Genomic DNA, 16,027 nt, shown 5'->3' with positions numbered 1-16,027 from the left:
GGTGGGCGCGGACGGTTTCGAACCGCCGACATCCGCCTTGTAAGGACTAGACTCCCTCGAATGTGGACTCTCTATCCGTTGATGTGAATGGATGTGGGGGTGGCAATTCCCTGCTCAGCGCCCGTTTACCGTCCCGGGTACCCGATGTGAAGGGATCTGAAGGGCGGTGGGCGTGTGGCAGGGTTGTGGAATTTTCGCGGAACGCTACGAGACGACCCTCAGGCCCGTCTCCCCCGTCAGCGCAGCACGCACCTTGTCGACCGAATCCGCGCCCGCATGCGTGTACAGCCACGTCACCTTGCCGCCGCGCTCGTGCCCGAGGATCCGCTGAGCATCCGCCTCCGACACCCCAAGCGCGTGCAGCCGAGAAGCGAACGCATGCCGGATGTCGTGGACATGGGGCCACAGCTCGAGGCGACCGGTCACGTCGTTGGGCACCTCGCGCGCCACTCCCGCGGCGCGGATCGCGGGCAGCCACAGCCGGCGGAAGTTGTTGCGGTTCAGCACGCCCTCGAACTCCGGCCGGCCTTTCACCTTCCGCCCGGCCTGAGGGCTGCGGAACACCAACTCCTCGGCATGCATGCCGCTGACCACCGACGTCCGCGCGTTCACCGCGGGGTACTTCTCCAGGTGCGCCTTCATCGCATGCGCGGCCCGGTCCGACAGCGGCACCGTCCGGCAGCCGGCCGCCGACTTCGGATACGCCTTGCGCTTGTGGTTGCCGCTGATCTCGATGACCGTTTCGCGGACCTGAATGCTGCCGTCCTTGAAGTTGACCCAGCAGCGGCGCAGACCTGTCAACTCGCCCCAGCGCAGGCCCGTCTCCTCCGCCACGATGAGCAATGGGTGGTAGAACTCCGGGATGTGGGCCCGGATCGCGGCCAGTTGATCGTAGGTCGGCGGCATCTGGTCGTCCGGATGCTTCGGCCTTGCCCTCGGAAGCTTCACCCCATCGCACGGGTTGTGCGCGATGCGCCGGTCACGCACGGCCGCCGTCATCATGCGGTCGAGGAGCTGGAACGCCTTGGTGATGGTCGGCACGCCGGTCACCTTGCCGAGTTTGACGATCCACTCCTCCACATCGAGATAGCCGATCGACACCAACGGCCAGGTCCCGAAGTGCGGTTGGACGTGGTTGGCCCACGCCCCCTCGTTTCGCACGCGGGTGGTGTCGCCGACACGCTGAGCAGGCCACCACTTGGCGTACCAGTCATTGACGATGATCTGGCCGCGGTCGAGGTCGACGAAGGTGCCGGTGCGTACCTGGTCCCGGACGTTGTCGAGGAAGCCCTCGGCCTTCTTCTTCGCGTTCTTGCCCTTGAAGCACTTGGAGCGTTGCTTACCGGAGGGGTCGCGGTAGCGGGCCTGCCATGGCCCGGTGCAGTCCTTACGGGTGTGCTGCTCGCCGGGCCGGTGCTCGGCCGTGCAGAGCTTGCAGCCGCAGGACTTGATGCGCAGCTGCCTGGGGTTGTTGGCCGCCTTACGGGGCATGCCGTACCTCCTCGCGACCAACAGCGGTTCGCTGACGGGGAACCCGGTTGCGCCATCGGGGCACCTCTATGTACTCCCCGCACCAGCATGTCGCACCGAGCCCGAGCTGTGGGACTCCCAGCCAAATAAGGAGAGCTCTGACCTGGCGGAGAGCCGCAAAGTAATCCAGGCCGGGACCTATGACGATCGAGACTCGATCACGGTCCCACTTAGGCGCCGCCGGATCGATGTCCTCCACGGCAACGGTTGCGCACATGCGTCCCCCAATGAGACTCGGCTGACGTAGCCCGGCCGCAGGTGGAGGTTACGGCGGAGAATCGACGGTACCGCCGTCAACTACCGTTCGTGAAGCGCCTATACGACATTTATGGGGCAGTGCCTCAAGTCCTGAAAAGGTTGCACGAACTGCGCGACTTTTTCACATCAGGAGCGTTGACGCTCAGCCATGGCCTGCATAGTCGCCTCGACGACCTTGCGGTCGTCGTCACTCAGCGCGCGGAGCATGTGGAGAAACCTTCGTTCGGTCTCGTCATCCATGGCGGCGGGCACGTGACGGCCGGCGGCTTCGAACACCTCGGCCACCGTGAGGCCGGCCCCGTCGGCGAACTTGCGCAGCAGTGCGGGTGACGGCCCGCGGCTGCCCGTTGCCCGGTCTCCGCTCTTCCATGAGTGGAGCGTGGATGTGGAGATGCCGGAGCGGCGGGCCAGGGTGGACAGCGTCCAGTCCTTCTCCCGCATCACGCGCTCGATGAGTTCCGCAAGGTCATCCACATGTAGAAGCATCAGGCATCATCCACATTCGCTACAAGTCGATGCTCAGCACGTGACCAGCGGAGATTTCCGCATGTGGACGCAGTGGCATATTCAGAAACCCCGGCAAACCGGTCCACGCTCGTCACATCGCTTGACATCCATCCACATTCAGCGTTGAATGTGGAAACAGAGCCGCTGACCGCAGTTCCACATTCGGTCACGCGGTGGCAACTCTCGGCCACGAAGGGGCACCGCATGCACCGCTTGGACAACGGCCGGAACATCCGGGACGCCATGCAAACGGCCGGCCTGTCCATCGAGCGCCTCTCCGAAAAGACCAAAGAGGTCGACCCGGCCGGATACGGCATCAGCCCGTCCGCCATCGGCCACATGGTCGCCACCGGACCCAGTGGACGCGACACATGCAGCAGACGCTCCGCCGACCTGGTGGCCCTCGCGCTCGAAAAACCCGTCCTCGAACTGTTCGCCATCCACTCCCCCACGTGAGCTTTGCGCGCCGACAGTTTCCACATTCGCTGGAAGAACGTCCACCGTCAATGAAAGGAGGAGCTGTGGAGCACCCCGTCACCCCCACGCCGCTGCTGACCAAGGCGGAGCTGAAGAAGTGGCTCAAGGTCAGCGACTTCTGGGTCCGCGACCGCCTCGAGAACGACGCCACGTTCGTCGAGCGCTGCGTCGTCGATATCGCGCCTGAAGGCAGCAGCCGACGCACCATCCGCTACCACTACGGCCGCACCGCCGAGTACCTCGGCATCGACCAGCCCGCCAAGTCCGCCGCCTAGACGGCAAGCGGCCCCCACTCCGGCGGCTACCGGCAGCAGGGGCCTTCGAGTTCCACCCCTCTATCCGCAACGCAGTGCGAAGAGAGAAGAGAAACCCGTGATCAGTGAGAGTACCCGGGACCGCATCGCGCAGGCCGTGGCCTCCACGGCAGCCGTGGACGGCGAGATCGCCTTGAGCGTCCTCAACTACCCGCTGCCCAACTCGCGTGACGAGGCCGTCGAGTTGGCTGAGGACGTCCGCAAGGACATCGTGCGTGCCGAGTGGGACGCCGCCGGGATGCGGGGCGCGACCTACGAGATGCGTATCAACGCGCTCAACGAGCTGCCGGTGCTGCGGGCGAAGAAGCGGTTCGCCGACCTGTGCGTCGCGGTCATCGACGAGGTCGACGCAGAGGACCCGCAGCTCGACCCGGTGAGCGCGTACATGGTCGCGGTCATGTCGGTCCCGAAGACGGAGATCCCGGACGCGGTCGCGATGTTCCGGGCGCAGCACCTGCCGACCGGCGTGTACGACGCCGTGGTGCAGATGGCCGACGTCGAGCGCGGCTACAAGCGCCTGCGCCCCCTGGCCTCGGTCGAGGACCAGGGCGACCGCGAAGAACTGCTCGCTGTGTACGCAGCGGCGGACAAGACCGTGTCGTCGCACGCCGAGCGCATCGGCTCCCACCTCAGGAGCCTCGCGTGAGCGCCCGCAGTGTGATCGAGCACGCGCTCCGCGTGTACTACGAGGACAGCGCCGATCGCGACACGCTCGTAGCGCATCTCCTCGACGCCTACCGCGACGAGACCGTCGACGACCTCATCGAGCGGTGCGCCGTCGCGCTGAGTGGTTGCTGCTCGGAGGGCGACATCGCCGTCACGCTGATTCGCCGCCGCGGCGACGTCGTGAAGGGGGTCGCGTCATGACCGCCGCCGACATCGCCCGCCTCGACGTGCCGCGCGAGGAGTTGGAGCGCGAGCTCGCCACTCTGCGGGCCGCCCGTGCTCGCACGCTCAGCGAGTCCCAGCGCATCGCCTACGCCAACGACGAAGACCTCGTCGCGCACCCCGAGTGGTCCTCGCAGGCCGCGGACTACCCGGGCTGGGCCGAGCACATCGCCGCCCTCGCCGCCTTGAACCGCAAGCCTCAGCCCAGGAGCACGACATGAGCACTGCCCGGATCATCGGCGGCGTGACCGTCGACCTGAACGACGGCCCGGTCACCACCCGCTACGCCCGAAGCGCGCACACAGGCCGGCCGACCGCACACCTTCAGATCGGACCCGACCTCGCGATCTGCTTCTCCGTCGCCACGCCCCGCGCGGCGCGCGAACTGCAGGAGGCCGTCGCAGAACTGACCGCATGGGTGGAGCGGGAAAACGCCCCGAAGCAGGTGGCGGCATGAGCGCCCCGGCGCCGGAGCGCCCGATCGCCGACGTGGTCGAGAGCGAGTTCATCCAGATCAACGAGATCGCGCGACGTATCTACGGCCCGGTCGAGACCCAGTGGACCGACAGCCAGTGGACGGACTACGTGACCGTCCTCGCCACCGCATCCAGGGAGGCCGGGTTATGACCGCGCTCCTGCCCGAGCAGCCCGTGACCGTCGCCCCCCAGCTGCTGCGTGCGCTGGGCCTCGTGCCGCGGCCGGCGGTGCCCCGCTGGATCACCGACCCCAACGTCATCGCTTCCGTACTCGCCGGACTCGTCGACATCCCCGACGACTTCGCCACACCCGCCAACGGGGGAACCACATGAGCATCGCCCAAGACGTCCGCACGAAGTTCAGCCACCGTGGGATGACGCCATGGCAGCTGGTTCAGAAGATCGGCCGCCTGGAGCGCGAGGCGAACGAGGCAGCCTGTCAGCTCGTCGCGATGGCTACGGAGATCGAGAAGCTGAAGAGGCAGCGCAACCGGGCTGCCCGAGCTCTGGACGACACCCGCATTCAGGTCCAGCGGATCACCGAGGACGACACCCGCCTCATCAAGGACTTGCGGCGTCAGATCACCGACCTCAAGCGCAAGCTCGACATCGGTGTGAAGGCCGAGCATGTCATCGCCAAGACGCAGGAGATCGACGGCGATCAGATCCGCAAGCACTGCGTAATGCCCCTGGCGAAGGCGCCGTTCGCCAGCACCGACCCGGCTGGACTCCCGCCCATCACCTGGGGGCGCGACGCGGACGCCACGCAGAAGCTGCCGGAGGTGAGGGCGTCATGAGCGTCCGCCCTCCCATAGTCGGCGCCGCCGTGTGGTCCGCGGTGATGAAGCGGGCCGGCGACCGGTGTGAGTGCCGCGGAGCGTGCGGCAAGAAGCACGCCGACCGCAACCGCAGGCCCGGCCGGTGCGAGCTGACGAACGACGAGTACGTGTCGAAGCGCAAAGCCCGCATCCACCTGATCGCCACGCCGCGCGACCCGGTCAACGAAGGCGACTTCGTCACCGCTGCGCAGCTCCGCCCGAGCCGCCTGATCGCCTTCTGCCCGGACTGCTATGACGGCGTCCGCCGGATCTTCAAGCGGGCCGAGAAGCAGATGGCGCCGCAGGACGAAGGCCTTTTCGACACGGCCGAGTTCTACGTCGACCCCGCCACGAAGAAGCAGGCCGACGTGGGCGCCGCCTAGATCCCCGCCATCCGGCTGTGTCTTCCCCGCTCCGCCCCAGCCGGATGGCGGCACCAACCACCCACAAACCGGTCGCCTAGAGCACGCCCCCCTGTAGCTCGGCGGCCTGCCAGCCCCGCCGCACGCCACCCCCTGAGGGCGGCGGGGCTGGCCCCTCACACCCGAAAGGCACTGCACATGAGCACCACAGACACCACAAGGCAGGCGACACCACTGGTATTTCCGTCCGGGGCGGTCGTCGTCCTCGACGCGGACGCACCCCGGGAGGAGTGGCACGCCATCCGACGCACCGGCCTCGGCGGAAGCGACCTCCCCGCCATCTGCGGCCTCAACCCGTACACCAGCCCGCTCGAGGTGTGGCTGCGCAAGACCGGCCAGCCCGTTCCGCGCCGCGAAGACCCGATCCTCGACGAGGCCGCGCTCATGGGCCACGCGCTGGAGCCGATCACCGCAACCCGGTTCACGGCCATCACCGGCCTGATCGCCGAACCGCACCCCGGAACTCTGCGCCGGCCGGACATGCCGCACGCCATCGTCAACCTCGACCTCACCACCGAGGAGAACAGCGAGCTGGGCGTCGTAGAGCTCAAGTCCCGCTCCAGCTATGCCCTGAACGACTGGCTCGACGACATTCCCATCGACGTGCAGGTGCAGATCCAGTGGCAACTGGCCGTCACCGGCTGGACGTTCGGGTACGCAGCAGCCTTGATCGGCGGTCAGCGCACTCTCGTTCACCGCCTCGAGCGCGACGAGCAGATGATCGCGGACCTGTACGCCATCGCCGACGAGTTCTGGGGCTGGGTCACCACCGGACAGCGCCCCCCGGTCGACGGCTCTCACGCCACCGGTGAACTCCTCGACCGGCTGCACGCGAACCCCTCCGAACGGGACGTCATCGCAGACGCCGCGGAGGTCGAGAAGTGGCTCGCCATCCGGGCACAGGCGAAGGAGCAGGCCGCCGCCGCCGAGAACGCCATCACCGAGGCGGACAACCACCTGAAAGCCATCGCCGGCAACGGCACCGACGTGTACGTGCGCGGCGAGCTCGCCTACACGTGGCGCCCCCGCAAGGGCCAGATCAGCTGGAAGTCCGCTGCCCTCGCCCTCGACCCCGACATCGACCCGGAGCCCTACCGCGGCCCGTCCACTCGGTCCCTCAACATCTGCAAGGAGAACGCCGCGTGAGTACCGACGCCCGCAACGCTGTCGCCCGCCGAGCCGAGACCGTCGGCCAGGTCGAGCAGCAGGCGCAGCAGCAGCCGACGCTGGCTCAGCAGATCGAGCGCATGAAGCCGGAGATGGAACGCGCTCTGCCCAAGCACATGAGCGCCGACCGGATGGCGCGCATCGCCCTGACGCTGATCCGCAAGAACCCGGACCTGGCTACCTGCAACACCCAGTCCTTCCTCGGTGCGCTGATGACCTGCTCGCAGCTCGGCTTCGAGCCGGGGTCGCCGACGCAGGAGGCGTACATCATCCCGCGCAAGGGCAACGCCGAGTTCCAGCTCGGCTACCAGGGCATGGTGACGCTCTTCTACCAGCACCCCATGGCGTCCTCGATCAAGGTCGAAACGGTGCGGGAGAACGACTACTTCGAGCACGAAGAGGGTCTCGAGGAGCGCCTCGTTCACCGCCCCTGCGCCACCGGACCGCGCGGTCGCGCCATCGCCTACTACTCCGTAGCCCGCCTGATCAACGGCGGCCGGACCTTCAAGGTCATGTACCCGGATGAGATCGAGGAGCGGCGCCAGAAGCTCCCCTCGAAGAACAGCCCGGCATGGCGCGACAACTACGACGAGATGGCCAAGAAGACCGTCCTGCGCAACCACTTCAAGGCCCTCCCGAAGAGCGCCCAGTTGGCCCGCGCCCTTGCCCACGACGGCACCGTCCGAACGGACGCCACGGCAGACGTCATCGACGTCGCCCCCGAGTACCCGCAGCGCCCCGAGCTCGAAGCCGGCCCAACCGCTTAGCCCGCACACGCTCGAGCCGCCCCGCGGGCAATGCGGGGCGGCTCACGATCCAAGGACATCACATGACACGCAAGTTGTCTGTCGCCGAGCGTCTCGCGTCCACCGAGAAGGACGCCCTCCTCGACGACATCTCGAAGCACTCCGAGTGGGACCGGTTCCTCGTCGAGCAGGCCGTCCTCCACTTCGGCGAAAGCCGTATCGACTGGAGCTGCAACGACATCCGCGACCTGCTCCCGGACCTCGGCCCGGGACTCCTCGGAGCGGTGATCAACAGCCTCCGGACCGCGGGGGTCATCGCCCACACCGGACTCATGGTCCCGTCCACGCAGGCCAACACCCACGGCCACCGCATCGCGGTGTGGGTCCTCACACCCAAAGGCCTGGCCATCGCCGCCAAGCGTCGCGCGGCCCGCGCCGACCAGCAGCGGAGGGCCGCATGAACCTCGCCCTGATCATGCCCGCCCTGATTCTGGCCGGCGCCGCCATGGCAGCGATCGGCTGGGCGCTCGGGAGGCGGACGTAATGGACGACCTCCTCACCGCGCTCGATGCCCTCGTCTGGGTCTACATCCTCAGCGCCGCCGTCCTCACCGCAGCCGCGGGCGCACTCATCGTCGCCGCCGGCTACTGGACCGGCCACCTCATCGGTCGCGCCGCGTACCGCATCCGCCACAGCTTCGACAAAGCGCAGATGGCCTGCCAGCCCGAGCCGCCTCGGCCCACCAGCAGCCAGGCCATCGACGACTACTGGACCATCCGCCGCGCCTGGCACCTGCCCGCCCGAGAGGAGGCCCGACGATGACCACCGCCGTCCGCGAAGCCCCGCACCACAACAGCCTCGACTGCGTCAAGAACTACAAGTGCAAGCGCCCCGAGTGCCGCGAGCGCGGGCGCGCCTATGACCGTCGCCGCTACCGCCTCGTCGGCTACGGCATCTGGCAGCCGCTCATCGACGCCGAACCCGCCCGGAAGCACGTCCTGCAGTTGCAGCAGCTCGGGCACAGCCTTCCCGCGATCCAGCGGGCCGCCCATGTCTCAGCCGCCACGCTCGCCCGCATTCTCTACGACGGCGTCAACAAGCGGGCCGAGCGGATCAGGCCAGAGGTGTCCGAGCGCATCCTGGCTATCCCGCTGACTCCGGCACCTACCAAGGCGCACACGGTCATTGACGGCCTGGCCACCCGCCGCCGCCTGCAAGCGCTCGTCAGCATGGGCTGGCCGCTCACCGCGCTCGGCCCACAGCTCGGCTTCCACCCGCGGAGGCTGACCGACCTGATCCGTGCCGATCGCGTCCTCGCCTCTACGGCGCGCCGCATCGCCCAGGGCTATCGCGTCGTCCAGACCCGCGACCCGCGAGACCACGGCGTACCCGAGCGCTCCATCACGATGGCCCGCAACCTCGCCGCCCGCGAAGGCTGGCACGGGCCTCTCGCCTGGGACGACATCGACGATCCGAATGCCAAGCCGGATACGGCGCGCGGGCGCAAGCGGCCGGGGCAGGAGCGGAGGGTCGTCGATCCGGCCCGCGTCGTCCAGCTCACCAATGAGGGCCTGAGTGCCGACGAGATCGCGGCGAAGCTCGGCGTCCACAAGCGGACCGTCGTGCGGGCGCGCAGCGCCGCCAGGAAGCTGGAGGTGGCGGCATGATCGTCCACGGCTTCGCCGGCATCGGCTGGACGGAGGCGCTCGCCGCCCGCGGTGTCCGTGACATCGGCCTGGAGCTCGACGGGGCCGCCTGCATGACTCGCCGCCTGGCCAGCCACGCCACTATCCAGTGCGACGTCACCCGCTACCCGACCTGGATGTTCAAGGGCCGCACCACCGGCGGCATCTGGTCGCCGCCGTGCCCCGGCTTCGGCAAGTCCGGGAAGAAGCTGGGCCTGCGGGACTTGCCCCGGGTGCACCAGGCGATCGAAGACCTCGCCCGCGGCAAGGACACCCGGGCCGCCATCGGAGCCGTCTGCCTCGACGAGCGGTCGATCCTCACCGCCGAACCCATGCGCTGGATTTACGACCTCATGCCCGGGTGGGTGTGCATGGAGCAGGTGCCGTCCGTCCTCGTCGTCTGGCAGCAGTACGCCGGAGTCTTGGCGCGCTGGGGCTACAGCACCGCCTCCGGCGTCATCAACGCCGCCGACTACGGGCTGCCGCAGAGCCGGCCGCGCGCCGTTTTCCTCGCGTCCCGGCTGCAGGAGGTGGCTCTCCCGGCACCCACGCACGGAGTGCTCGGCAAGCCGGGCCACGTGTCTATGGCCGACGCGATCGGCTGGGGCTACACCCAGCGGCCCGCACCCACGGTTACCGGCGGAGGCACCGCCACCGGAGGCGCCGAGCCGTTCGGCAACGGCACCCGGCAGGCCATGAACCGGCACATCGGGACGCCCTTGTGGCGGGACCGGACTGGTGTCGCGCACCTGAGGCCGACGATCGCCGAATGCGCTGCGCTCTAGGGCTTCCGGCCCGGCCTCACGTTCCACGGAGGCGCCGGCCAGCAGCACCTCATCGTCGGCAACGCCGTGCCCCCACCGCTCGGCGATGCCGTCCTCGCGGCAGCTGGGGCGTTCAGCGAGCAGCAGCTCCAGGCCGCCGCATGACCGGCCCCCACCGCCCGCGCGCCGGCCCGTAGCGCGCCCGCCACCGCCACCCGCACCGCCCTGTTCGCACTGCCAGAGAGAAGCCCGCCGTGACCTTGCATGCCGCTCCGAGCTCGGAGGTGCAGTGATGGGGATCAAGCGCGTCATGGACGTGCTCCTGTATGCGCCTGCCGAACTGACTCCGGCAGAGCGGATGGTGCTCGTCGCGATCGGAGAGAACACGCGGGATGACGATCTGCGGGCGGAGACGTGGCCGGGGTTCAACGCTGCGGTGCTCGCGGAGCGGACCGGGCTGACGGGTCGGGGGAGTTTGAAGTCGGCTCTGCAGCGGCTGGCGAAGCGTGGGTTGGAGGTCCGGATACCGATCACGGTCGGCAAGGACGGCCGGCCGTTGTACGCGGTGCCGGGCAAGCAGTGCCGGTATCGGTTCCCCCAACTTGAAGGGGAGGCTTCCACCTCCCCTAGGTCCGAAGGGGAGGTCACAACCTCGCCAGGCGAGGTCAGGACCTCCCCTAAGGGGAGGTCACAACCTCCGCAGGCGAGGTCAGGACCTCCCCCTACCCCTCACCCCTCTACCCCCCCTCACCCCTCAGCCCGTCCCGAGCCCTCCGGCCCGCCCGAGGACCCCACCGACACGCAGCCGCAGCAAGATCGCCACCTGGCCGACGCCATCCAGTTCCTCGAGAACCTCCCCACCCCCTGGACCGTCGGCCCACGCACCGCCTCCGCCATGGCCGCCGATCTCGCCGAGATGACCGACCGCCAGGGCTGGGCCCTCGACGACGAACTCGTCACCAAGCTCACCGAGAAGCCCGAAGGCATCCGCAACCACAGCCAGATCCTCCGGATCCGCATCGGCGATCTCCCCAAGCGAATCGGCAGGCCCAAGCCCACCCCGATCCGGCAGCTGCCGCCCTGGTGCGGCACATGCGCCGACGGAGCTCCCGCAGCCCGCCGCGAAGGCGCCCTCCGCCAGATCTACGACGACCACGGCAACGCCCGCCCCTGCCCCAAGTGCCACCCCACCCAGACCAGCCACGCCGCCTGACCCGAACGGAGACCAGCACATGGAAGACCAGACCCTCGAGCGCGTCCCCCCGCAGGACACCGCTGCCGAACAGTGCGTGCTCGGCGGGATGCTCCTGTCGAAGCGCGCCGTCGGCGAAGTCGTCGAAGTGACCACCGCCGAGGACTTCTACCGACCGGCCCACGAGACGATCTTCCGCGCCATCGTCGACCTCTACAGCCGCAACGAACCCGCCGACCAGGTCACCGTCGCCAACCATCTGCGTGAACTCGGCCTCCTCAGCAAGGTCGGCGGCGCCGGCTACCTGTCCGAGCTGGTCCGCGCCGTACCGACCGCGGCGAACGCCGAGTACTACGCGGAGATCGTCCGCGACTGCGCCACCCGTCGCCGCCTCGTCGAAGCAGGTCGGCGCATCACCGAGCTCGGCTACACCGGGGAAGGGGAAGCCCAGCACGCCACGGACGCCGCCCAGGTCGAGCTCGCGAACGTCCTGCGCGTGCAGGAAGACGCCGACTCCGCGCTTCTCGGCGAAGACCTCCCCGACGTAGTCGCCGAGCTGGAGAAGCTGCAGTCCGAGGGCCGCGCGATCGGAGTCTCCACCGGCTTCGTCGACCTCGACGCACTCCTGCACGGCCTCCACGGCGGACAGATGATCATCATTGCGGGGCGGCCCGGCCTCGGAAAGTCCACGCTCGGCGTCGACTTCCTGCGCGCCTCATCCCTCCGAGACAAGATCCCCGCCGCGTTCTTCAGCCTCGAAATGTCCAGGCGTGAAGTCCAGCACCGCATCATCTCCGCCGAAGCCCGGATCGGCCTCCACAAGATCCGCGGCGGCAACATGACCGACCACGACTGGGCCGCGTTCGCTAATCAGATGGAACGGCTCACCACCGCACCCCTCACCATCGACGCCACCCCCAACAGGACCGTCACCCAGATCAGGGCCCGCAGCCGGCAGATCAAGCAGAAGACCGGCCTCGGCCTCGTCGTCATCGACTACCTGCAGTTGCTCGACAGCCCCGGCAAGAAGCGCGCCGAGAACCGGCAAGTCGAGGTCTCCGAGATGAGCCGCGGCATGAAGCTCATGGCCAAGGAACTCGACGTGCCCGTCGTTGTCCTCTGCCAGCTCAACCGCGGGCCCGAGCTGCGCACCGACAAGGTGCCCATGCTCGCCGACCTCCGCGAGTCCGGATCCCTCGAGCAGGACGCCGACGTCGTCATCCTCGTCCACCGCGAGGATGCCTACGACAAGGAATCACCGCGCGCCGGTGAAGTGGACCTGATCGTCGCCAAGCACCGCGCCGGCCCCACCTCGAAGATCACCGTCGCGGCGCAGCTTCACTACAGCCGCTTCGTCGACATGGCCCTCACGTGACCGGGTTCGGCGCCGACGACCTGGCCGCCATCCGGCAAGAGGGCTCGCTCGTGGCCCTGTTCACCCAGCTAGCCGGCAAGACCCTCAAGCCCGAGCCGGCTGCCGAGCAGGACACCGAACCCGCGTACCACATCGCCCGCCCCGGTGCCTGGCCATGCGGCACCGCCGCAACGGGCCCCACCCCGCCGAAGAACTGCCCGACCTGCCAGCCACCCGGCGCACGTTGAACCCCGACAGGAGTCCCCCATGCCCCATCCGGATCTGACCGACTTGGACCTGCGGATCATCAGACACTGCGCTGCCGGCGTGGACCGCAAGGACAGTGCACGGCTCCTCGACGTCAACCCGGCGCGCGTGAACATGCGCATCCGCCGCGCCTGCCGCCTTCTCGGACTGCCACACCGGCAAGTGCTGCTCGTCGCCCACTGCCTGCGTGCCGGCCTCATCAAGCCTCCGGTGTGCCAGCCGGTGTTGCTAGCGCAGCCGCTGCGCGACGTGCTGCTGCTCCTCGACGCAGGCCTGTCGGACGTGGAGATCGCGGCCCGTGTGTGCCTGTCGCTGAACGGAGTGAAGTCCCGTGTGGCGGTGCTGCTGCGGCAGTTGGGCGCGGTGGACCGGACGCATGCGGTGGCGATCGGCTACGGCATGGGCCTACTGGGCGCCGAGCAGACCGAGAGCGCGGCGTGAGGCACACATGCCCCGCGGCGGGCGTCCAGCGCCTCTCAGGCGCTCCCGAACCCGTCTGCGGGCTCCGAGCCGCGTTTAACGCCGCGCGAGGCCGCCTGAGGCCCGTACAGGACTTCCGGATCTTGACGTGACCCAACCCACCCCGAAGGAGCCACCAGTGACCTGGCATTCACACCTCACCTGGACCAGCAACAGCCAGACCGTCTACTCCACCCGCCACGACGGCGAGATCTACCACCTGTGGCAGCACGGCACCCGCCCGGACGACAACGGCCGCTCCGGCTACGGCTGGTTCCTCCACGGCGACGACGGCCGGGGATTCCCGCGCCAGGACTACGAACTGAGCCTGACCCTCGGCTCCGTGCTGACGCGCGCCCGCCAGAAGGCCGAACTGCTGATCCTCGGCTGGCAGAAGGCCGGACGCGACCGCCGAGGTGACGAGATGTGGCGCGCCCCAGACGGAGACGTACACCGGCTCGCCGACGTGCTGTCCGGAGCAGTGCCGCACACACCTGCCGCCCCGTGACCGCAGCAGCGCAGCGCCCGGATGAAGGCCGGGCGCTGCTGTCCCAAGTCCACCACAGCACCCAGGAGAAGACCATGGACCAGACGCCCCGCCCCATCCTCGGCACGAGTCCCGCCCTACCCAGCAGCCAACCGGCACGCATCGGGCCGCCCCCTTCCGCGGCCCCGCTCGCCGCCGGTCTGCCGCACGTCGCCGGCCGCTGCCCCGCCTGCGGCCACAGCAGCCTGTTCCTCGGTGACGGTGGGTACGTGACGTGCTCCATGCGCGAGTGCCCGCAGCCGGACGCCGCATCCACCGTCCTGGAACGCGAGCCCGCCGACCAGCCCCCGACCCGCGCCGAGTGGGACTCACTCACCAACGAAGCCGACCGACTGCGCCGGGACGGGATCGCGTTGCGCGAGCGCGCCGACGCCCTCGACGAGGAGGCAAAGCGTCTGCGGTCCGAACTGGATGGCGTGTTCCTCCACAAGAAGAACGCCGAGCTGCACGACGCAATCGAGCGGGTGCGCAACTACCTCGCTGGCCAGACAGGCGCGTTGCCGGAGGGCTACCCGGTTGCCGTGCCGGCCGCCGATGTCCTCGCCGTGCTCGACGACGAGCAGCCCGCCGCGCCGCCAGCGCCCGCCGACCCGGGCCTCCGCGACCGCATCCGGAAGGCGATCTGCGCAGCGTCCGGCTTCGAATGGGACCCCACCGAGCCCGACGAGTACGGCGAGCACGCAGACGCCGTCCTCGCGATCCTCCCCGCGCCCGCCGACCGGGCCGCCGTGCTCGCCGAGGTCGTGGCCTGGCTCACGAAGAAGGCTGGCGAGTACCGCGGAACAGGCGGGCGGCAGAACCTGGCCGTAGCCGACGCGATCACCACCCTCGCGTCCAAAGTCCATCGCGGAGCCGTCCGACCGGACAACCTCCGAGGGGCAGACGCCGACGAGCTCCGCCGCCTGGCCGACGAGGCGCAGCAGACAGAGGCGCGCTGCACGTGCCAGTTCATCGCCGAGCCGTGGATCAACATGACCCACGAGGCCGACTGCCCCGCACGCGAAGCGCAGCAGACCAAGCCGGCCGAGGCCCTCGTGCACGTCGGCTGGTGGTGCTGGCGCGGCGAGCCCGGCCACCTCGCCGCCACCGCATGCCGCAGCGACAACGTCCCCTTGCACACCCCCGCACAGTGGGCCGACGACATGCGGGCCGCCATACAGCGCATCACCGACGGCGACGACGAGGCGCACGCCACCGAGCAGAAGTGGCGTGTAGAGCTGTACGACCCCACGGCCGAGGCATGGGCACCCGGAAGCTCCCTGCCCGACCTGCCCGCCGCACGGGCCCGCCTCGCCCTCGCGCAGGGCCACGCACCCAGGTGGCGCGACGACGGCACCCCCGTACAGCGCCGCATCGTCCGCGAGACCACCACGTACACCGTCGAGCCCGACGAGCAGCAGCAGCTGTCGCCGGAGGCCGAGCACAACATCGCGTCGTCCGGTGTCGACACCCCCGGCTGCGACTGCGGGCATGACGGCATGGGACCCGGCTGGCACCTGAGCAGCTGCGCATGGAAGTCGAGCCGCACCGTCGACGAGGCGCTTGGGGTTTCGCCTCCATCGCTGGCGGAACTTGCGGACGCCGATCCCGAGTACCGCGAAGTGCTGCACACGCGAGGCGCCGAACTGAGCGCCAAGCGGCAGGCCGCGACAACCGACAACGAGGCGCAGCAGACCGAGGAGGGCCGATGATCCGGGAAGACAGATTCCTCATCAGTCGCAAGCCCTACGCCGTAGACCTGGCCAGCCTCCGAGGCAGCCGCACCGACACCCCGCAGGGCCGCAACCCGTACTACTTCGGTGGCTTCATCGACGCCGTCTGGTTCCGCCGCCGCAGGGGCGTGACCGTCGCCTGCATCGGCCATCTCTGGGACAACCAGTACCCAGAACCCGCCGATGGCGCGGCCTTCCTCGCCGCCCACAAGGACGGCCGCTACGGCGGCGACACCTACGGCCGCTGGGACGGCGACTCCTACTGGGGCAACGTCACGCTTGCCGAACAGGAACGCCACCTCGCGATCCTGCGGCCGATGCTTGCCAACTACCCCGCGGTCCCGGCCGGATACGACGGCTGGTGGACGTTCCAGACCCGCACCTGACCCGCTTCGGGGCGGTGGCATGCCGGCCGCCGCCCCACCCCAACCCCTGGAGCAGCAC

At 69.1% G+C, this 16,027-nt stretch carries 25 protein-coding genes; 23 read left to right on the top strand and 2 right to left on the bottom strand.

Translation table 11 applies throughout. The features are described from left to right. Positions 1–204: 204 nt before the first annotated feature. The gene (locus BLT97_RS34830; protein WP_093617623.1) at positions 205–1,491 is read right to left on the bottom strand and encodes a tyrosine-type recombinase/integrase; all 1,287 of its coding nucleotides are present in this window, start codon (positions 1,489–1,491) and stop codon (positions 205–207) included. A gap of 423 nt (positions 1,492–1,914) precedes the next feature. After that, positions 1,915–2,262: a helix-turn-helix domain-containing protein gene (locus tag BLT97_RS34825; protein ID WP_176954002.1), complete on the bottom strand. Its 348-nt coding sequence runs from the start codon at positions 2,260–2,262 to the stop codon at positions 1,915–1,917. Between the two features lie 237 nt (positions 2,263–2,499). Between BLT97_RS34825 and BLT97_RS34820 the strand changes: the two genes are divergently transcribed. From BLT97_RS34820 to BLT97_RS34715, 23 genes are all read left to right on the top strand, one after another. Beyond that, complete coding sequence (locus tag BLT97_RS34820) at positions 2,500–2,751, top strand: helix-turn-helix domain-containing protein (RefSeq protein ID WP_093617619.1); 252 nt, start codon at positions 2,500–2,502, stop codon at positions 2,749–2,751. 65 nt (positions 2,752–2,816) lie between these two features. Continuing rightward, entirely contained in the window at positions 2,817–3,047 is a 231-nt protein-coding gene (locus BLT97_RS34815) for a hypothetical protein (RefSeq protein WP_093617617.1), read from the top strand. A gap of 97 nt (positions 3,048–3,144) precedes the next feature. Continuing rightward, the gene (locus tag BLT97_RS34810) at positions 3,145–3,732 is read left to right on the top strand and encodes a hypothetical protein (protein ID WP_093617615.1); all 588 of its coding nucleotides are present in this window, start codon (positions 3,145–3,147) and stop codon (positions 3,730–3,732) included. Further along, entirely contained in the window at positions 3,729–3,953 is a 225-nt protein-coding gene (locus tag BLT97_RS34805; protein ID WP_093617613.1) for a hypothetical protein, read from the top strand. The genes BLT97_RS34810 and BLT97_RS34805 overlap by 4 nt, the downstream gene beginning before the upstream one ends. Next, positions 3,950–4,195 carry a hypothetical protein gene (locus BLT97_RS34800; protein WP_093617611.1) on the top strand — a complete coding sequence of 82 codons (246 nt, stop codon included), beginning with the start codon at positions 3,950–3,952 and terminating at the stop codon, positions 4,193–4,195. The genes BLT97_RS34805 and BLT97_RS34800 overlap by 4 nt, the downstream gene beginning before the upstream one ends. Further along, on the top strand, positions 4,192–4,431 hold the full coding sequence (locus BLT97_RS34795) for a hypothetical protein (protein ID WP_093617609.1): 240 nt from the start codon (positions 4,192–4,194) through the stop codon (positions 4,429–4,431). The genes BLT97_RS34800 and BLT97_RS34795 overlap by 4 nt, the downstream gene beginning before the upstream one ends. Next, positions 4,428–4,601, top strand: coding sequence for a hypothetical protein (locus tag BLT97_RS38175; protein WP_176954001.1), 174 nt, complete (start codon positions 4,428–4,430; stop codon positions 4,599–4,601). The genes BLT97_RS34795 and BLT97_RS38175 overlap by 4 nt, the downstream gene beginning before the upstream one ends. Next, a complete protein-coding gene (locus tag BLT97_RS34790) occupies positions 4,598–4,783 on the top strand; it encodes a hypothetical protein (protein ID WP_093617607.1) in 186 nt (61 codons plus the stop codon). The genes BLT97_RS38175 and BLT97_RS34790 overlap by 4 nt, the downstream gene beginning before the upstream one ends. Then, on the top strand, positions 4,780–5,247 hold the full coding sequence (locus tag BLT97_RS34785) for a hypothetical protein (RefSeq protein WP_093617605.1): 468 nt from the start codon (positions 4,780–4,782) through the stop codon (positions 5,245–5,247). The genes BLT97_RS34790 and BLT97_RS34785 overlap by 4 nt, the downstream gene beginning before the upstream one ends. Continuing rightward, positions 5,244–5,651 carry a hypothetical protein gene (locus tag BLT97_RS34780; protein WP_143041434.1) on the top strand — a complete coding sequence of 136 codons (408 nt, stop codon included), beginning with the start codon at positions 5,244–5,246 and terminating at the stop codon, positions 5,649–5,651. Before BLT97_RS34785 ends, BLT97_RS34780 begins: the two co-directional genes overlap by 4 nt. A gap of 177 nt (positions 5,652–5,828) precedes the next feature. After that, positions 5,829–6,836 carry a YqaJ viral recombinase family nuclease gene (locus BLT97_RS34775; RefSeq protein WP_093617601.1) on the top strand — a complete coding sequence of 336 codons (1,008 nt, stop codon included), beginning with the start codon at positions 5,829–5,831 and terminating at the stop codon, positions 6,834–6,836. Next, the gene (locus BLT97_RS34770; RefSeq protein ID WP_176954000.1) at positions 6,833–7,624 is read left to right on the top strand and encodes a recombinase RecT; all 792 of its coding nucleotides are present in this window, start codon (positions 6,833–6,835) and stop codon (positions 7,622–7,624) included. Before BLT97_RS34775 ends, BLT97_RS34770 begins: the two co-directional genes overlap by 4 nt. A 62-nt stretch (positions 7,625–7,686) precedes the next feature. Beyond that, positions 7,687–8,064, top strand: a complete 378-nt coding sequence (locus BLT97_RS34765) for a hypothetical protein (protein WP_093617597.1) — start codon at positions 7,687–7,689, stop codon at positions 8,062–8,064. 82 nt (positions 8,065–8,146) lie between these two features. Continuing rightward, a complete protein-coding gene (locus tag BLT97_RS34760; RefSeq protein WP_093617595.1) occupies positions 8,147–8,425 on the top strand; it encodes a hypothetical protein in 279 nt (92 codons plus the stop codon). Further along, entirely contained in the window at positions 8,422–9,270 is an 849-nt protein-coding gene (locus BLT97_RS34755) for a helix-turn-helix domain-containing protein (protein WP_093617593.1), read from the top strand. The genes BLT97_RS34760 and BLT97_RS34755 overlap by 4 nt, the downstream gene beginning before the upstream one ends. After that, positions 9,267–10,073: a DNA cytosine methyltransferase gene (locus BLT97_RS34750; RefSeq protein ID WP_093617591.1), complete on the top strand. Its 807-nt coding sequence runs from the start codon at positions 9,267–9,269 to the stop codon at positions 10,071–10,073. The genes BLT97_RS34755 and BLT97_RS34750 overlap by 4 nt, the downstream gene beginning before the upstream one ends. Before the next feature lie 874 nt (positions 10,074–10,947). Continuing rightward, positions 10,948–11,265, top strand: a complete 318-nt coding sequence (locus tag BLT97_RS34745; RefSeq protein ID WP_093617589.1) for a hypothetical protein — start codon at positions 10,948–10,950, stop codon at positions 11,263–11,265. Between the two features lie 19 nt (positions 11,266–11,284). Further along, positions 11,285–12,619: a replicative DNA helicase gene (gene dnaB, locus BLT97_RS34740; protein ID WP_093617587.1), complete on the top strand. Its 1,335-nt coding sequence runs from the start codon at positions 11,285–11,287 to the stop codon at positions 12,617–12,619. Further along, positions 12,616–12,846: a hypothetical protein gene (locus tag BLT97_RS34735; RefSeq protein WP_093617585.1), complete on the top strand. Its 231-nt coding sequence runs from the start codon at positions 12,616–12,618 to the stop codon at positions 12,844–12,846. The genes dnaB and BLT97_RS34735 overlap by 4 nt, the downstream gene beginning before the upstream one ends. 19 nt (positions 12,847–12,865) lie before the next feature. Further along, entirely contained in the window at positions 12,866–13,306 is a 441-nt protein-coding gene (locus BLT97_RS34730) for a helix-turn-helix transcriptional regulator (RefSeq protein ID WP_093617583.1), read from the top strand. Between the two features lie 157 nt (positions 13,307–13,463). Then, complete coding sequence (locus BLT97_RS34725; protein ID WP_093617581.1) at positions 13,464–13,832, top strand: hypothetical protein; 369 nt, start codon at positions 13,464–13,466, stop codon at positions 13,830–13,832. Next, positions 13,829–15,562: a hypothetical protein gene (locus tag BLT97_RS34720; RefSeq protein ID WP_143041433.1), complete on the top strand. Its 1,734-nt coding sequence runs from the start codon at positions 13,829–13,831 to the stop codon at positions 15,560–15,562. The genes BLT97_RS34725 and BLT97_RS34720 overlap by 4 nt, the downstream gene beginning before the upstream one ends. Beyond that, positions 15,559–15,969, top strand: a complete 411-nt coding sequence (locus tag BLT97_RS34715) for a hypothetical protein (protein ID WP_093617577.1) — start codon at positions 15,559–15,561, stop codon at positions 15,967–15,969. The genes BLT97_RS34720 and BLT97_RS34715 overlap by 4 nt, the downstream gene beginning before the upstream one ends. Positions 15,970–16,027 lie beyond the last annotated feature (58 nt).

The sequence above is a fragment of the Streptomyces indicus genome (assembly GCF_900100315.1).
GTDB classification, from domain to species: Bacteria; Actinomycetota; Actinomycetes; order Streptomycetales; family Streptomycetaceae; genus Streptomyces; species Streptomyces indicus.
The sequence above is the reverse complement of the archived record's forward strand: the minus strand, read 5'-3'. Positions and strand labels throughout refer to the sequence as shown.

Excerpts from the sequence above, each read along its gene's own strand:
- BLT97_RS34830 (WP_093617623.1), bottom strand. The coding sequence starts at position 1,491 with ATGCCCCGTAAGGCGGCCAACAACCCCAGGCAGCTGCGCATCAAGTCC.
- BLT97_RS34820 (WP_093617619.1), top strand. The coding sequence starts at position 2,500 with ATGCACCGCTTGGACAACGGCCGGAACATCCGGGACGCCATGCAAACG.
- BLT97_RS34800 (WP_093617611.1), top strand. The coding sequence starts at position 3,950 with ATGACCGCCGCCGACATCGCCCGCCTCGACGTGCCGCGCGAGGAGTTG.
- BLT97_RS34795 (WP_093617609.1), top strand. The coding sequence starts at position 4,192 with ATGAGCACTGCCCGGATCATCGGCGGCGTGACCGTCGACCTGAACGAC.
- BLT97_RS38175 (WP_176954001.1), top strand. The coding sequence starts at position 4,428 with ATGAGCGCCCCGGCGCCGGAGCGCCCGATCGCCGACGTGGTCGAGAGC.
- BLT97_RS34790 (WP_093617607.1), top strand. The coding sequence starts at position 4,598 with ATGACCGCGCTCCTGCCCGAGCAGCCCGTGACCGTCGCCCCCCAGCTG.
- BLT97_RS34785 (WP_093617605.1), top strand. The coding sequence starts at position 4,780 with ATGAGCATCGCCCAAGACGTCCGCACGAAGTTCAGCCACCGTGGGATG.
- BLT97_RS34780 (WP_143041434.1), top strand. The coding sequence starts at position 5,244 with ATGAGCGTCCGCCCTCCCATAGTCGGCGCCGCCGTGTGGTCCGCGGTG.
- BLT97_RS34775 (WP_093617601.1), top strand. The coding sequence starts at position 5,829 with ATGAGCACCACAGACACCACAAGGCAGGCGACACCACTGGTATTTCCG.
- BLT97_RS34765 (WP_093617597.1), top strand. The coding sequence starts at position 7,687 with ATGACACGCAAGTTGTCTGTCGCCGAGCGTCTCGCGTCCACCGAGAAG.
- BLT97_RS34760 (WP_093617595.1), top strand. The coding sequence starts at position 8,147 with ATGGACGACCTCCTCACCGCGCTCGATGCCCTCGTCTGGGTCTACATC.
- BLT97_RS34755 (WP_093617593.1), top strand. The coding sequence starts at position 8,422 with ATGACCACCGCCGTCCGCGAAGCCCCGCACCACAACAGCCTCGACTGC.
- BLT97_RS34750 (WP_093617591.1), top strand. The coding sequence starts at position 9,267 with ATGATCGTCCACGGCTTCGCCGGCATCGGCTGGACGGAGGCGCTCGCC.
- BLT97_RS34745 (WP_093617589.1), top strand. The coding sequence starts at position 10,948 with ATGGCCGCCGATCTCGCCGAGATGACCGACCGCCAGGGCTGGGCCCTC.
- dnaB (WP_093617587.1), top strand. The coding sequence starts at position 11,285 with ATGGAAGACCAGACCCTCGAGCGCGTCCCCCCGCAGGACACCGCTGCC.
- BLT97_RS34730 (WP_093617583.1), top strand. The coding sequence starts at position 12,866 with ATGCCCCATCCGGATCTGACCGACTTGGACCTGCGGATCATCAGACAC.
- BLT97_RS34715 (WP_093617577.1), top strand. The coding sequence starts at position 15,559 with ATGATCCGGGAAGACAGATTCCTCATCAGTCGCAAGCCCTACGCCGTA.